At 71.7% G+C, this 15,797-nt stretch carries 13 protein-coding genes; 7 read left to right on the top strand and 6 right to left on the bottom strand.

Translation table 11 applies throughout. From position 1 onward, the window contains the following. The first annotated feature begins 34 nt into the window (after positions 1-34). Both yicI and ACZ6SA_RS35390 read left to right on the top strand, forming a co-directional pair. Positions 35-2,362: an alpha-xylosidase gene (gene yicI / locus ACZ6SA_RS35395; RefSeq protein ID WP_465833126.1), complete on the top strand. Its 2,328-nt coding sequence runs from the start codon at positions 35-37 to the stop codon at positions 2,360-2,362. Then, complete coding sequence (locus ACZ6SA_RS35390) at positions 2,359-3,750, top strand: GH1 family beta-glucosidase (RefSeq protein WP_465833124.1); 1,392 nt, start codon at positions 2,359-2,361, stop codon at positions 3,748-3,750. Before yicI ends, ACZ6SA_RS35390 begins: the two co-directional genes overlap by 4 nt. Here ACZ6SA_RS35390 and ACZ6SA_RS35385 read toward each other — a convergent pair. The 6 genes from ACZ6SA_RS35385 to ACZ6SA_RS35360 form a co-directional block, all read right to left on the bottom strand. After that, positions 3,747-4,577: an SAM-dependent methyltransferase gene (locus ACZ6SA_RS35385; RefSeq protein ID WP_465833122.1), complete on the bottom strand. Its 831-nt coding sequence runs from the start codon at positions 4,575-4,577 to the stop codon at positions 3,747-3,749. The genes ACZ6SA_RS35390 and ACZ6SA_RS35385 overlap by 4 nt on opposite strands. Positions 4,578-4,651: 74 nt before the next feature. Further along, a complete protein-coding gene (locus ACZ6SA_RS35380; RefSeq protein ID WP_347644680.1) occupies positions 4,652-5,638 on the bottom strand; it encodes an acetylxylan esterase in 987 nt (328 codons plus the stop codon). Between the two features lie 33 nt (positions 5,639-5,671). Further along, complete coding sequence (locus ACZ6SA_RS35375) at positions 5,672-6,712, bottom strand: uroporphyrinogen decarboxylase family protein (protein WP_347644681.1); 1,041 nt, start codon at positions 6,710-6,712, stop codon at positions 5,672-5,674. A gap of 54 nt (positions 6,713-6,766) precedes the next feature. Then, positions 6,767-7,414 carry a nitroreductase family protein gene (locus tag ACZ6SA_RS35370; RefSeq protein ID WP_465833119.1) on the bottom strand — a complete coding sequence of 216 codons (648 nt, stop codon included), beginning with the start codon at positions 7,412-7,414 and terminating at the stop codon, positions 6,767-6,769. Between the two features lie 61 nt (positions 7,415-7,475). Continuing rightward, entirely contained in the window at positions 7,476-8,594 is a 1,119-nt protein-coding gene (locus ACZ6SA_RS35365) for a glycoside hydrolase family 53 protein (RefSeq protein WP_465833117.1), read from the bottom strand. Between the two features lie 9 nt (positions 8,595-8,603). Continuing rightward, the gene (locus tag ACZ6SA_RS35360; RefSeq protein WP_465833115.1) at positions 8,604-10,595 is read right to left on the bottom strand and encodes a beta-galactosidase; all 1,992 of its coding nucleotides are present in this window, start codon (positions 10,593-10,595) and stop codon (positions 8,604-8,606) included. Between the two features lie 178 nt (positions 10,596-10,773). Between ACZ6SA_RS35360 and ACZ6SA_RS35355 the strand changes: the two genes are divergently transcribed. The 5 genes from ACZ6SA_RS35355 (at position 10,774) to ACZ6SA_RS35335 (ending at position 15,795) form a co-directional block, all read left to right on the top strand. After that, a complete protein-coding gene (locus ACZ6SA_RS35355) occupies positions 10,774-12,087 on the top strand; it encodes an ABC transporter substrate-binding protein (RefSeq protein ID WP_465833113.1) in 1,314 nt (437 codons plus the stop codon). Further along, positions 12,084-12,968, top strand: coding sequence for a carbohydrate ABC transporter permease (locus ACZ6SA_RS35350; protein WP_347622212.1), 885 nt, complete (start codon positions 12,084-12,086; stop codon positions 12,966-12,968). Before ACZ6SA_RS35355 ends, ACZ6SA_RS35350 begins: the two co-directional genes overlap by 4 nt. Continuing rightward, positions 12,968-13,852 (top strand): carbohydrate ABC transporter permease, encoded by an 885-nt coding sequence (locus ACZ6SA_RS35345; protein ID WP_347644686.1) that lies wholly within the window; start codon positions 12,968-12,970, stop codon positions 13,850-13,852. Before ACZ6SA_RS35350 ends, ACZ6SA_RS35345 begins: the two co-directional genes overlap by 1 nt. Beyond that, positions 13,849-14,844 carry a LacI family DNA-binding transcriptional regulator gene (locus tag ACZ6SA_RS35340; RefSeq protein ID WP_347644687.1) on the top strand — a complete coding sequence of 332 codons (996 nt, stop codon included), beginning with the start codon at positions 13,849-13,851 and terminating at the stop codon, positions 14,842-14,844. The genes ACZ6SA_RS35345 and ACZ6SA_RS35340 overlap by 4 nt, the downstream gene beginning before the upstream one ends. A gap of 120 nt (positions 14,845-14,964) precedes the next feature. Beyond that, on the top strand, positions 14,965-15,795 hold the full coding sequence (locus ACZ6SA_RS35335; RefSeq protein ID WP_465833110.1) for an SAM-dependent methyltransferase: 831 nt from the start codon (positions 14,965-14,967) through the stop codon (positions 15,793-15,795). Positions 15,796-15,797 lie beyond the last annotated feature (2 nt).

Here is a 15,797-nt window from a genome sequence, read left to right as displayed (position 1 = left end):
TCCTGACGGCGGTGGACGCCGCGCCACGATCCCGATGAAGTTCAAAGACGGCTACTGGCGGATGCGCCCCGGGGTGCGCGGCGACTACGCCGCCTCGGCCCACGACGTGACCGAGGACGCCGGTTCGCTGCGGGTGCTCGCCCCGACGAGGGAGATCACCCGCCGCGGCCACACCCTCGACGGCCCGGTGCTGCGGCTGGACCTGTCGTCCCCCATGCCGGACGTGATCAGGGTCCGTACGGTGCACTTCGCCGGATCGGTGCCGGACGCGCCGGCCTTCGAGGTGCGCGACGAGCGCCCGGACGTGCGGGTCGCCGTGGACGGCGAGAGCGCGAGCCTGACCAGCGGCGCCCTCACCGTGCGGGTGCGCAGGGACGCGCCGTGGGAGATGACGTTCAGCGCCGGCGGCCGCGAGCTGACCCGCAGCGCCGGCAAGAGCCTGGGCGTGATGCACGACGCCGATGACCGGCACTTCATGGTCGAGCAGCTGCGCCTGAGCGCGGGGGAACTCGTGTACGGGCTCGGCGAGCGCTTCGGCCCCCTGGTGCGCAACGGGCAGTCCGTGGACGTCTGGAACGACGACGGCGGCACCAGCAGCGAGATGGCCTACAAGAACGTGCCCTTCTACCTCACCAACCGCGGCTACGGCGTGTTCGTCAACCATCCCGGCCGGGTGTCGTTCGAGGTGGGCTCGGAGTCGGTGTCGCGGGTGCAGTTCAGCGCCGAGGGCCACGACCTGGAATACCTGGTCATCCACGGGCCGAAGCCGGCCGACGTCCTGCGCCGCTACACGGCGCTGACCGGCCGCCCCGCGCTGCCGCCCGCGTGGTCGTTCGGGCTCTGGTTGTCGACGTCCTTCACCACCGACTACGACGAGGCCACGGTGACGTCGTTCGTGGACGGGATGGCGGAGCGTGACCTGCCGCTGAGCGTCTTCCACTTCGACTGTTTCTGGATGCGGCGCTACCGGTGGTGCGACTTCGAGTGGGACCCGGAGGTGTTCCCCGACCCGGAGGGCATGCTGCGCCGGCTCAAGGAGCGCGGGCTGCGCGTGTGCGTGTGGATCAACCCGTACATCGGGCAGGCGTCGGCGCTGTTCGACGAGGGCGCGGCCGCCGGGCACCTGCTGCGCCGCCCTGACGGGACCGTCTGGCAGGATGACCACTGGCAGGCCGGCCGGGCGCTGGTGGACTTCACCTCGCCCGCCGCCAGGGAATGGTATGCGGGCAGGCTGCGCGGGCTGCTCGACATGGGGGTGGACGCGTTCAAGACCGACTTCGGCGAGCGTGTCCCGACCGACGTCGTCTACGCCGACGGCTCCGACCCCGAGCGGATGCACAACTACTACAGCCTCGTCTACAACGAGACCGTGCACCGGGTGCTGGCCGAGCGGGGCGCGCCCGTGGTGTTCGCCAGGTCGGCCACCGTGGGCGGGCAGCGGATGCCGGTGCACTGGGGCGGCGACTGCGAGTCGACGTTCGAGGCGATGGCCGAGTCGCTGCGGGGCGGCCTGTCGCTCGGCCTGGCCGGGTTCGGGTTCTGGAGCCACGACATCGGCGGGTTCGAGGGGCGGCCCGATCCGGCGGTGTTCAAGCGGTGGGTGGCCTTCGGGCTGCTGTCGTCGCACAGCCGGCTGCACGGCAGCGGGTCCTACCGGGTGCCGTGGTTGTTCGACGAGGAGTCGGTCGACGTGCTGCGCGCGTTCACCCGGCTCAAGGCCCGGCTGATGCCCTACCTGTACGGCGCCGCCGTCCAGGCCGCTCGCGAGGGCGTGCCGGTGATGCGGGCGATGCAGCTGGAGTTCCCCGGTGACCGGGCCTGCGACCACCTGGACGCCCAGTACATGCTGGGGCCGGATCTGCTGGTGGCGCCGGTGATGTCCGTTGACGGCGACATTTCGTATTACGTCCCTGACGGGGTGTGGACCCGCCTGCTCGACGGCGAGACCGTCACCGAGTCCGTCATCGGGCCCGGCTGGCGTACCGAGCGGCACGGGTTCGACAGCCTGCCGCTGCTCGTGCGGCCCGGCGCGGTGCTGCCGATCGGAGCCCGCGACGACCGGCCCGACTACGACTACGCCGACGGAGTCACCCTGCGGGTCCACCAGCTCGCCGACGGCCGGAGCCGTACGGTCACCGTGCCCGCGGCGGACGGCGGCGACGCGGCGGTGTTCGAGGTCGCGCGCGCGGGCGAGCGGATCCGCGCCCGCCGCGTCCAGGGCGCGCCCATGCCCTGGAACCTGCTGCTCGCCGGGGTGCGCGAGGCCCGGCACCCCGACCTCGAGACCACGCCCGGCGGCGTGCGGGTGGCCGCCGGGCCAGACACCGACGACATCGAGATCATCCTCCGAGGAGCAGAATGACCACCTTTCCCGAGAACTTCCTGTGGGGCACCGCCACCGCCGCCTACCAGGTGGAGGGCGCCTGGAACGAGGACGGCAGAGGCCCGTCGATCTGGGACACCTTCTCCCACACGCCCGGGCTCGTCGCGGGCGGCGACACCGGCGACGTGGCCTGCGACCACTACCACCGGCTCGAGGAGGACCTCGACCTCCTGGGCGCGCTCGGCGTCGGCGCGTACCGGTTCTCCATCTCCTGGCCGCGCGTACAGCCCGGCGGCAGCGGCCCGGTCAACGCGCCCGGCATGGACTTCTACTCCCGGCTGGTCGACGGCCTGCTCGCCAGGAACATCGCCCCCGTGGCCACGCTCTACCACTGGGACCTGCCGCAGGAACTGGAGGACGCCGGCGGCTGGCCGCACCGCGACACGGCCATGCGCTTCGCCGAGTACGCCCGGCTCATGGGCGACGCGCTCGGCGACCGCGTGCGCACCTGGATCACGCTGAACGAGCCGTGGTGCTCGGCCTACCTCGGCTACGCCTCCGGCGTGCACGCCCCGGCCAGGACCGAGCCCGCCGCCGCGCTGGCCGCCCTGCACCACCTGAACCTCGGCCACGGCCTGGCCGTCCAGGCGCTGCGCACGACCGCCGCCGCGTCGGCGCAGATGTCGGTCACGCTCAACCTGCACCACGTGCGCGGCGTGTCCGAGCGCGACGCCGACGCCGTACGGCGCGCGGACGCGCTGGCCAACCGGGCGTTCCTCGGCCCCATGCTGGAGGGCGCCTACCCGCGCGACCTCATCGCCGACACCGCCTCGGTGACCGACTGGTCGTTCGTGCGCGACGGCGACGAGGCGGCCGCGTGCCAGCCGCTGGACGTGCTCGGGGTCAACTACTACAACCCCACCCTGGTACGCCAGTGGGACGGCTCCGCGCAGCGGGAGACCGCCGACGGGCACCAGGACGGAGCGGCCTCGCCGTGGATCGCGTGCGAGGACGTCGAGTTCGTCCGCCAGCCGGGGCCGTACACCGAGATGGGCTGGAACATCGACGAGACCGGCCTGACCGAGCTGCTGCTGCGGCTGCACCGCGACCACCCCGGCCTGCCGCTGATGATCACCGAGAACGGGGCCGCGTTCGCCGACGTCGTGGACGCCGACGGGCGCGTCCGTGACGAGCGCCGCGTCGACTACCTGCACCGCCACCTGACGGCCGTGACTGAGGCGATCGCGGCCGGCGCGGACGTGCGCGGCTACTTCGTGTGGTCGCTGATGGACAACTTCGAGTGGGCGCACGGGTACGCCAAGCGGTTCGGCATCGTGCGGGTGGACCGTGACACCATGGAGCGCACCTGGAAGGACAGCGCCCACTGGTACCGCGAGGTGGTCGCCACCGGCAAGCTGCCCTCCTAGGGTTTGCGGGCCACGCCTCCGACGAAGGTGTGGTACGTGATGCCCGGCGTCGCGTGGTCGTCGGCGCCGGGCCGCCACTCGGGCAGCGGCACCAGGCCGGGCTCCAGCAGCTCCAGCCCGTCGAAGAAGGCGAGGATCTCCTCGCGGGCGCGCCAGCGCCCGGTGCCCAGGTGCTCGTTGAAGATCTTCTCCGCCGCGTACGCCTGCCGCGACACCTCGGGCATGGCCTCCCCCGGGTTGCAGAAGTGCGAGATCACCAGGTGGCTGCCCGGGGCGAGCGGCCGGACCAGCCGGGCTACGATGCCGGCCGGATCCTCGTCGTCACCGAGGTGGTGCAGGATCCCGAACATGAGCAGCCCGACCGGCTCGGAGAAGTCGATGAGGCCGCGCGCCTTCCGGTCGGCGAGGATGGCCTCCGGGTCGCGGGCGTCGGCCTCGATGATCGTGGTGGTCTGGTCGACGGCCAGCAGCGCGCGGCCGTGCACGAGCACGATCGGGTCGTGGTCGACGTAGACGACGCGGGTTCGCGGGGCGACGGCCTGGGCGATCTCGTGCACGTTGCCCTGCGTCGGCAGGCCCGAGCCGAGGTCGATGAACTGGCGGATGCCGGCCTGCGCGGTCAGGTGGCGTACGGTGCGGCGGAGGAACTCCCTGTTGGCCCTGGCCGCCTCGGGCGCGTCGGGCGCGACCTTGAGCACCAGGGCGGTCATCTGGCGGTCTACCTCGTAGTTGTCCTTGCCGCCGAGCATGTGGTCGTAGACGCGGGAGACGCTGGGCTTGCTGGTGTCGATACCGGGCGGGGCGCTTTCCTGCTCGCTCTCGGACACTGCCGGCTCCTCGGATGGTCATAGGGGGGTCAGGCCCATGATCCTAAGTCGGCACCCCGCTATATGCAGACATTTCATGAGCAAAGGAAAGCCCGCTGGGACGCCGCCAGGCTCCTCTCCGCCGCCGGCACACCGGGGTGGTCGTGGTGGCCGGTCTCCAGCACGTGCAGCTCCCTGGGGCCGGCCAGCGCGTTGTGGACGGCGAACTGGCCGGGCGGCGGCACCGCCGGGTCGAAGAGCGCGGCGGCCACGTGCACCGGGATCGTGATCCGGGCGGCGGCCGTGGCCGCGTCGAAGTACCTCAGCACCTCGGCCGTCTCCGGGTGGCTCGCGTGCCTGGCGCGGACGGCCTCCCCGCTGCCGGTGCAGGGCAGGGTGAGGCGCACGGGATGGGCGCCGAAGCTGGGGACGACGAGAGCGGCGGCGGTGAAACGGTCGTCCCAGGGCAGCGCCAGCGCGCCGATGCCGCCCCCGAAACTGGCGCCGAGGTAGTCGAGCCTGCCCGCGGCCTCGGGCACGAGATCCAGCAGGGCGGTCGCCGCGCACCACAGGTCGGCCGCGCAGCCGCCGTGCACGTAGGACTCCCTGGCCTCGATGCCGTGCAGGACGTGCCGCGCGGCGTCGGAGGGGATGCCGGGCTGCGTGCCGCGGGCGCCGAGGCCGCGCGCGCACGGCCAGATCGCCGCCGTGCCCCGGGTGAGCGGCAGCGGGCCGACACGGTCGCGCCCGCCGTAGCCGTGGCCGACCACGCAGCCGCGCGTGACCCGGCCGTCCGCGGGAACGGTGAGCCAGCCGCCCAGGCGGACCCCGCCGAGCGAGGCGTAGCGCACGGGACGCACGACCACGCCGTCCGCCTCCGCCTCCGGAGGGCCCGCCCAGGCGTCCACGTCCACCGCCGCCGCACGGGCGCGCAGTCCCTGCCAGAACGCGGCGAAATCGTCCGGCTCCTCGGGGACGGGGACGGCGAGCAGGGCGTCCAGGTCGTAGCCGTGGGTCGGGTCGAAGGGGTAGGCGTGGTCCACCTGGACGCCCTGGTTGCCCGGGTGAGCGGTGCGGTTCATACGATCATGATGCAGGAGCCGCGCCGCCGGCGGTCATGAGAGCCCGAGCTCGCCGCGCAGCAGGCGCGCCGCGCCGGCCATGGCGCGCATCTTGCCCGCCGCCGATTCCCTGGGCAGATATTTCATCCCGCAGTCCGTGGCGATGACGACGCGCTCGGGCGGCACCCGGTCGAACGCCCTGCGCACCCGATCCGCCACCACCTCGACCGGCTCGACGTCCGGCGTGGACAGGTCGATCACCCCGAGGATGACCGTCTTGTCCTTCAGGTCCGACAGCACCCCCAGGTCGAGACCCGACTGGGCGGTCTCGATCGACACCTGCTCGACGGGGCAGCCGGCCAGCTCGGGCAGGAACGAGTACGCCTCGGGCCGCTCGTGGATGATCGCCGCGTAGCCGAAGCAGATGTGCACCGCCGTCGTGCCGGTGACGCCGTCGAGGGCGGCGTTCAGCGCGGCCAGCCCGTAGGAGCGCGCCTGCTCGGGCCGGGCCTGCATGTACGGCTCGTCGATCTGGACGATGTCCGCGCCCGCCGCGAACAGGTCGCGGATCTCGGCGTTGACCGCCGCCGCGTAGTCCATCGCGGCCGCCTCGGCGTCGGGATAGTGGTCGTTCTGGGCCTGCTGGCTCATCGTGAACGGCCCCGGCACCGTCATCTTGATCGTGCGGCCGGTGTGGGCGCGCAGGAAACGCAGGTCGTCCACCTCGATCGGGCGGGCGCGGCGGATCGGGCCGACGATGCGCGGCACCGGGTTGGGGTGGCCGCTGCGGTCGAGCGCCGTGCCGGGGTTGTCGAGGTCGATGCCGTCGAGAGCGGTGGCGAAGTGGTTGGAGTAGCTCTCGCGCCGGATCTCGCCGTCGGTGAGGATGTCCAGCCCGGCGCGCTCCTGAGCCCTGATCGCCAGCTCGGTCGCGTCGTCCTGGGCCTGGGCGAGCAGGTCGGGCGGGACGCGCCACAACTCCTTGGCCCGCACCCGCGGCGGGAACCGCTCGGCCAGCCTGGCGCGGTCGATCAGCCATTCGGGCTGGGCGTAGCTTCCGACCAGCGACGTCGGCAGCGTGGGCAGGGGGGTCACGGGCTCTCCTTCACGTAGGTGATGCCTTCCACTGTGCTCCTCCCGGCTGTGCTCCTACCAGCCATCGAGGTGAAGCACCTCGTCCAGCGGCTGCCGCTGCGCGGGCCTGAACGTCTCGCCCGTGTAGTAGGCGGTGGGGATGAGCACGCCCTGGCGTACGTCGGCGGGGATGCCGAGCAACTCGGCGATCTCGCTCTCGTACGCCAGGTGCAGCGAGGTCCAGGCGGTGCCGAGGCCGCGGGCGCGGGCGGCCAGCATGTAGCTCCACGCGGCGGGCAGCAGCGAACCCCACAACCCCGCTTGGTTGCCCTCGGGCAGCCCGCCGGGCGTGTGGATGCACCCGAGCACCAGCACCGGCACGTCGCCCATGCGCTCGCTCAGGTAGTCGGCGCTCTCGGAGACCCGCCGCTGGGTGGCGGCCCGCGCCGGGTCGTCCTTGAACAACGACCCGGCCGAGCCGCCCGAGGTCCGGTACGCGCCGAACGAGCGCCGGTAGTAGCCGCCGATCGCCGCGCGGAGCTCCGGATCCGTCACCACCAGCCAGTGCCAGCCCTGCCGGTTGCTGCCGCTGGGCGCCTGGAGCGCGATCTCCAGGCACTCGCGCACCAGGTCCGGCGGCACGGGACGGGTCAGGTCGAGGCGCTTGCGCACGCTGCGGGTGGTGGTGAGCAGCGCGTCCGGGCTCAGCGGTGTGATCGTCATACGGCCATCATGTCAACCTGGCCGCGTGATCCGGAGGACCCCTTCGACCCGGATCTGCCCTTCACAGGCGGCCGAGCGTCTCCATCGCGGGCAGCGCCCGGTCGTCATAGCCGAACAGGGCCTGGTTCTCCCAGGCGTTGCCCGACGACGGGTCGGCCGGGTCCCAGCCGTTGCCGCGCACGCCGGTCCACGTGGCCTCCCAGGTGAACAGCCCGAGACCCAGGCCGCCCGGCACCCGGCGGACGATGTCGGCCACGGCGGCCAGCATCGCCGCCTGCCCCTCCGGGGTCGCCCGGTAACCCGGGTAGGGCTCGCCGGCGGTGATGATGTTGGCCCAGCCGTCGTCGTCGGCCGTCGTGAACGGGTACGCGGTCTCGACCACGACGACCGGCTTGCCGTACCTGACGGCCACGTCGTTGATGTTGGCCCTGAACGTCTCCAGCGTGCCGTGCCAGTAGGCGTAGTACGACATGCCGATCACGTCGTAGCGCACGCCGTTCGCGTTCGCGTTGTCGAACCACCACCGGTAGAGGCCGTTGTCGCCGCCGTCGGCCAGGTGCAGCACGACCTTGGTCGAGCCCGACACCCGCTTGACCGCGTCGTACCCGGCGTTCAGCAGCGCCGCAGTGTTCGGCCAGGTGGAGGTGGAGCCGTCGGGCCAGAGCAGGCCCCCGTTGATCTCGTTGCCGATCTGCACCATGTCCGCCGTGGTGCCCTGGCGGCGCAGCGCGTCGAGCACGTCGTACGTGTGGTCGTGGACGGCCTGCCTGAGCCGGTCGAACGGCAGCGACTCCCAGGCGGCGGGCTTGAACTGCTTGCCCGGGTCGGCCCACGTGTCGGAGTAGTGGAAGTCGACCAGGAGTTTCATGCCCTGGGCCTTGACCCGCCTGGCGAGGTCGAGCACCTGGGTCTTGGTGTTGTAGCCGTCGGCCGGGTTCACCCAGACCTTGAGCCTGACGTGGTTGAGCCCGGCCCGCGACAGGATGCCCAGCGCGTCGCCCCTGCGGCCGCGGGCGTCGCGGTAGACGCCGCCGAGCGCCTCCGACTTGGCCAGGCTGGAGACGTCGGCGCCCCTGATCTGCAGCGCCGCCCTGAAGGTGCCGGCATGCGCGGGCTGGACGACGGCGAGCTGGACGATGGGGGCGGCGAGTAACAGCAGTGCGGCGAGTATCCGTTTCATCGGGTCTCCTCAGGGGTGGGGGGTTTCCACGACGACGGTGACCGCGCCGGGCGCGACGGTGACCGCGCCGTCGTGCCGCACGCCGTCGAACACGCTGACGCCGCTCACCCCCTCGACCGTCACGGGCTCGTCGCCGTGGTTGATCAGGAAGACGTGGCCGCCCCTGCGCACCAGCTCCAGGGTGTCGGGGAGGCCGCGCGGCCGGGACACGTCCGCGTGGTCGAGCACGTGCGCGAGCAGCCGGCGCAGGCCGGCGACGGGAGCGGTGGCGAGGTACCAGGCCGTTCCGCCGCCGAGGTCGTGGCGGGTGAGGGCGGGGTGTCCCGCGTCGGGCCCGCCGGCGAAGGCGCGTACGGTGACCGCGCCGGCCGGGCGGACCCGCTCCGACCAGACGCGGGCGGCGATGCCTTCCCGGCCGGCCAGCTCGACGGTCTCGTCCTCGCGCAGCGGGTGGAACTCCTCGATCGACAGGCCGAGCAGCTCGCGCAGCGCGCCGGGGTAGGCGCCCGGGTGGAGGGTGTCGTGCTCGTCGACGATGCCGGAGAAGTACGACACGAGCAGGTTGCCGCCCGCTTCGACGTACCGGTGCAGGTTCTTGGCGGAGGCCTCGGTGAGGAGGTACGAGCTGGGCGCGACCACCACCCGATATCCCGAAATATCGGCAGAAGGGTGGACGAAGTCCACCGTGACATGCTCCCGCCACAACGCCTCGTAGAAGGCGTCCATGCGCTCCCGGAACGCCAGGTCCACCGACGGCCGCCAGTCCAGCTCCAGCGCCCAGTACGACTCCCAGTCCCAGACGATCGCCACCTCGGCCCGCACCCGGCCGCCCCTGACCCCGGCGAGCGCGCGCAGGTCGGCGCCCAGCCGCACCACGTCGCGCCACTGCGCGGAATCGGTCCCGGCGTGCGGGACCAGGCCGGAGTGGAACTTCTCCGCCCCGAACCGCGAGGCCCTCCACTGGAAGAACAGCACGCTGTCCGAGCCCCGGGCGACGTGCGCGAGGCTGTTGCGGCGCAGCTCCCCCGGCCGCTTGGCGAGGTTGCGCGGCTGCCAGTTGACCGCGCCCGCCGAGTGCTCCATGAGCATCCACGGCTCGCCGCCGGCCACCGAGCGGGCCAGGTCGGCGGACATCGCCAGGTCGATGTGGTTGTCGGGCAGCTCGGCCTTCAGGTAGTGGTCGTTGGCGATCACGTCGACCTCGCGGGCCCACCGCCACAGGTCGGTGGACTTGCAGTTGACGGTGCCGGCGAAGTTCGTCGTCACCGGGATGCCCGGGGTGAGCTCGCGCAGGATGTCGCGCTGGAGCACGTAGTGCTCGCGGTGCTGGCCGTCGCTGAAGCGGGCGTAGTCGAGCCGCTGGGCCGGGTTGAGCACCGTGTGGTTGGCGCGCGGGGCGTCGATCTCGGACCAGTCGGTGTAGGTCTGCCCCCAGAACGTGGCGCCCCAGGCATCGTTCAGTGCGGATATGTCGCGGTACGTCTGGCGGAGCCAGCCGCGCCAGGCCGCCACGCTGTGCTCGCAGTAACACTCGCCCAGCGGAGCGCCGTACTCGTTGTGCACGTGCCACATCACCACGGCGGGATGGCCGCGGTAGTGCTCCCCCAGCGCGCGCACCAGGCGCGCGGTCGCCGCGCGGAAGGCCGGAGCGCTGGAGCAGGCGCTCTGCCTGCCGCCGAACCCGATCCGCGTCCCCTCCCTGGTCACCGGCAGCACGTCGGGATGGCGGGCGACGAACCAGGCGGGCGGCGCGGCGGTCGGCGTGGCCAGGTCGACCGCGACGCCGGCCTCGTGCAGCCGGTCGATGACCTCGTCCAGCCAGCCGAACGTGTAGCGCCCCTCCTCGGGCTCCGTCAACGCCCACGAGAACATGCCCAGGCTGACCAGGTTGACCCCGGCCTCGCGCATCAGGGCCACGTCCTCGTCGAGAGTCTCGCGCGGCCACTGCTCTGGGTTGTAGTCCCCGCCAAAGGCGATACCGGCAGGACGCTCCGGATACATCCATCCCCCTCGAAAAGTCTCTGTGAACGTGCACAGTAAGGCAGATCCCGAAAGAGGGAAACGGCCCCCCTGCAAATTCCTGCAAACGCGGAAGACTAACGAGAGCGTAACAACCTCTTGACGGCGATTTCCGCGCTCCTCCACTCTGTGCACGTTCACAGACATTCTGGAGGTACGCATGCGCGCCAACCGCCTTGGAGCAGCCCTGGCCGTCGCCCTCACGGCTGCCCTCGCGAGCTGCGGGTCCGGCGAGCCCGCCGAGAGCCCCGAGGCGGCGCCTGCCACGGCCGCTCCCCAGGGGCCCGTCAAGCTCACGTACTGGACCTGGGCCCCGAACATGGACAAGATCGTCAAGGTCTGGAACGACGCCAACCCCGACATCCAGGTGACGGTCAGCAAGCAGGCCGGCGGCGACGACGCGGCAGCCAAATACCTCACGGCCGCCAAGGCCGGCAACCCGCCCGACCTGGTGCAGGCCGAATACCAGCACCTGCCGTCGTTCATCGCCGCCGACGCCGTGGCCGATCTCAAGGCCGCGGCCGCCCCCATCAAGGGCGAGTTCTCCGCGGGCCTGTGGAACCTCGTCACCCTCGGCACCGACGCGGTCTACGGCATCCCGCAGGACAGCGGCCCGATGATGCTCTTCTACCGCGAGGACCTCTTCGACGAGTACGGCATCGAGGTCCCGAAGACCTGGCAGGAGTACGCCGAGGCGGCCCGCACGGTGCGCAAGAAGGACCCCGACGCGTACCTCGCCACGTTCTCCAGCAAGGACCCGGGAGCGTTCACAGGGCTCGCCCAGCAGGCCGGCGCCCAGTGGTGGTCGATCAGCGGCGAGTCGTGGAAGGTCGACGTCGCCGACGAGCCCACCAGGAAGGTCGCCGACTACTGGGGCGGTCTGGTCGAGGAGGGCGCCATCGACGACATGCCGTACTTCACCCCCGAATGGAACAAGGCGCTCAACGACGGCAAGCTGCTGACCTGGCCGTCGGCCGTGTGGGCGCCGGGCGTGTTGTCGAGCAACGCGCCCAAGGCCAAGGGCAAGTGGGCCGTCGCGCCGCTCCCCCAGTGGAACGCCGGCGAGAGCTTCAGCGGCTTCTGGGGTGGCTCGTCCACCGCCGTGTCGGCCAGGACGCCGCACCAGGCCGCCGCCGCGAAGTTCGCCACGTGGCTCAACACCGACCAGAAGGCCATCGACCTGCTCGTCAAGGAGGCCGCGATCTACCCGGCGGCGACCAAGGCGCAGTCGGCCCTCGGTGAGGCGCCCGGCTACTTCTCCAACCAGCCCGACTTCTGGCAGCAGGCCGCCGCCGTGTCCGCGGGGGCGCGCGGCTTCACCTTCGGGCCGAACGTCGGCGTGACGTACAACGCCTTCAAGGACGGCTTCGACAAGGCGTTGCAGGACGGCACGCCGTTCTCCGCGGCCGTGCAGGCCATGCAGGACGCCACGGTCGCCGACATGCGCAAGTCCGGCTTCCAGATCGCGTCATGAGGCGGCCGGGCAGGGGAGCGTGGCCGTACCTGTTCCTGACCCCCGCGATCGTGCTGTTCACGCTCTTCCTCGCGGTGCCCATCGCCTACACCGTCCACCTCGCGATGCGCCGGACCAAGGTGTCAGGGCTGGGGCTCGGCAAGGGCGCGCGGCGCGAGGTCTTCGTCGGGTTCGACAACTTCGCCGCCGCCCTGGCCGACGCCGAGTTGTGGCAGGGCTGGCTGCGGGTGCTCGGCTACGGCGCGCTGGTGCTGGTCGTGATGCTCGGCCTGGCGCTGCTGTTCGCCCTGCTGCTGGACTCGGCGCGGGTGCGGCTGGCCCGCTTCTCCCGGATCGCGATCTTCCTGCCGTACGCGGTGCCGGGGGTGGCGGCCACCCTGCTGTGGGGCTTCCTCTACCTGCCCTCGCTCAGCCCGCTCAGGACCGTCCTCGACGTCGACTACCTGGGCGCGACCACGGTCACGTACTCCATGGCGAACGTGGCGGTGTGGGGCGGGACCGGCTTCAACATGCTCGTGCTCTACACCGCGCTCCGGGCGATCCCCCGCGACCTGTACGAGGCCGCGCGCCTCGACGGCGCCTCCGAGGTGCAGATCGCCCTCCGGGTCAAGATCCCGATGCTGGCGCCCGCGATCGTCCTCACCACGGTGTTCTCGATCATCGCGACCATCCAGGTGTTCACCGAGCCCACCGCGCTCCGGCCGCTGACGAACACGATCAGCTCCACGTGGAGCCCGCTCATGAAGGTCTACCGCGACGCGTTCGTCACCGGCGACCTGTACTCGGCCGCCGCCACCTCGATCGTCATCGCGGCGATCTCTCTCGTCCTGTCGTTCGGGTTCCTGCGCGTGGTCCGCGACCGCGCCTTCAGGGAGGGTTGATGGCCGGGGTCACCGCCGCCACCGCACACCGCCGCCGCGCGCGCGGCGCGTCCGCGCGCGGGCCGTGGGGGGTGGCGCCCACCGCGCTGCTCCTCCTCGGCGCGATCTACTGCCTGTTCCCGGTGTTCTGGGTGCTGATCGCGGCCACCAAGTCGCCCGGCGAGCTGTTCAGCACCTCGACGCTCTCCTTCGGCACCGGCTTCTTCGACAACGTCGCGGAGCTGTTCGCCTACCGCGAGGGGGTGTTCTGGCTCTGGGCGGCCAACACGCTGATCTACGCGGGCGGCGGCGCGCTGCTGTCGACCGCCGTCTCGGCCGTCTCGGGGTACGCGCTGGCGAAATACCGCTTCCCCGGCAGGAACGCGATCTTCAACCTGCTCATCGGCGGCATCCTCGTGCCCGCGGTGGTGCTGGCCATCCCGCAGTACCTGCTGTTCTCCGAGATCGGCCTGGCCGACAGCCACTGGGCCGTGCTGCTGCCGCAGATCCTGCACCCGTACGGCATCTACCTGGCCCGCGTCTACGCGGCCGCGGCGATCCCCGACTCGCTGCTGGAGGCCGGGCGGATCGACGGGGCCGGCGAGGGACACCTGATGACGCGGGTGGCGCTGCCGCTGATGGTGCCGGGCATGGTGACGATCTTCCTGTTCCAGTTCGTGGCCATCTGGAACAACTTCCTGCTGCCGTTCATCATGCTCGGTGACGACGGCAAGTTCCCGCTCACCGTCGGCCTCTACACGCTGCTGGCGGCCGGGGCCAACCAGCCGGCCCTCTACAACCTGATCCTCACCGGCGCGCTGCTGTCGATCGTGCCCTTGATCGCGCTGTTCCTCACGATGCAGCGATACTGGAAGACCGACCTGTCCTCCGGAGCCGTCAAGTGAAACGCCCCACGATCCACGATGTCGCCGCCGCCGCGGGCGTGTCCCGCGGCACGGTGTCCCGCCTGCTCAACGGCGACAAGTACGTGAGCCCGGCGGCACGCGTGGCCATCGAGAGGGCCATCTCCGAGACGGGCTACGTCGTCAACCGGGCCGCCCGCAGCCTGGTCACCCAGCGCACCGGATCCGTCGTGATGGTGCTCTCGGAGCCGTACGAGAAGTTGTTCGAGGACCCCAACTACAGCACGCTCATCCGGGTCGCCATCAAGATGCTGGCCGAGCGGGACCTGTCGCTGGTCATGATGCTGGCCGGCGACGCGGCCGAGCGCGAGCGGGTGGTGCGCTTCGTGCGCGGCGGCCACGCGGACGGCGTGTTGCTGGTCTCGACGCACGCGGGCGACCCCCTCGTGGAGGCGCTCGGCTCCGGGCCGCCCGCCGTCTCCTGCGGCGCGGTCATCGGCCACGAGAACGTCATCCCGTACGCCGCCGCGGACGAGCGGCTCGGCGCCCGGCAGATGACCGAATACTTCGTCGCCCAGGGCCGCAGGCGCATCGCCATGATCACCGGGCCGATGGACACGCCGGGCGGCATCCAGCGGCTCGAGGGGTTCGCCGAGGTGCTGGGCCGCAAGGCCACCTCGAAGCTGATCGCCCACGGCGACTGGACCCAGGCCAGCGGCGAGCGGGCGATGGCCGGGCTGCTGGAGCGCGCCCCCGACATCGACGCCGTGTTCGTCGCCTCCGACCTGATGGCGGCGGGCGCGCTGGCGGCGCTGCGGGCGGCCGGGCGCGGCGTGCCGGACGACGTGGCGGTGGGCGGGTTCGACGACTCCTCGGTGGCCGTCTCCACGCATCCGCCGCTGACCACGATCCGCCAGCCGCTGACCGAAATGGCGCAGGAGACCATCCGCCTGCTGCTGGCGCTCATCGACGGGGCCGGGCAGCTCGAGCCGGTGATCCTGCCCACCGAACTCGTCATCCGCGAGTCGGCCTGACCCCTCCTGACACCATTGCTGACAAACCTTTACCCGAATCCTCGAAAATCCGTAAATACCGCCAATTCAGCAGTATGATCGCGCCAGTCGTCTTCGCGACGTTCCCGAAGGAGCCGACGATTGGCCGAAAGCGAGCCGGAGCGCCCGCCGCGAAAGGTGGACACCACGAGACCCAGCGTCTCCCGCGTCTACGACGTCATGCTCGGCGGCAAGGACAACTACGCGTCCGACCGCGAGCTCGCCCGGCTGGCCCTCGAGGTCGCCCCCGACGCGCCCGAGGCGGCGCGGGCCAACAGGGAGTTCCTCAAGCGCGTGGTCCGCTGTCTGGCCGCCGAAGCCGGCATCCGCCAGTTCCTGGACCTCGGCTCCGGCCTGCCGGCCCAGGGCAACGTGCACGAGATCGCCCAGGCCTGCGCCCCCGGCACGCGCGTGGTGTACGTCGACCACGACCCGATCGTCCTGGTGCACGGCCGCGCGCTGCTCGCCGTGGACGACACCACCACGGTCGTCGAGGCCGACCTCCGCGAGCCCGAGGAGATCCTCGGCCACCCCGAGGTCGGCAAGCTCATCGACTTCGGCGAGCCCGTGGGGCTGCTGATGTTCGCGATCCTCCACCACCTGCCGGACGCGGCGAGCCCGGCGGGGATCGTCTCGAGGATCGTCTCCCGCCTGGCGCCCGGCAGCCACCTGGCCGTCTCCCACTTCTGCAACCCCGGCCAGGCGCGCCCTGAGGTGTCCAGGCAGGCGTACACCGCGGAGCGGCTCTTCCACGAGCGCCTGGGCTCCGGGCGGTGGCGCACCCGGGAGGAGATCCTCGCCTTCTTCGACGGGCTGGACCTCCTGGAACCCGGCCTCGTGCCCGTGCCGGAATGGCGGCCGGAACCCGGCGACCAGGCGGAGCCCGGCATCACGTACCACACCTTCGTCGGAGCGGTGGCCCGCAAACCCTGACG

The sequence above is a fragment of the Nonomuraea sp. NPDC049378 genome, assembly GCF_055586745.1.
The sequence above is the reverse complement of the archived record's forward strand: the minus strand, read 5'-3'. Positions and strand labels throughout refer to the sequence as shown.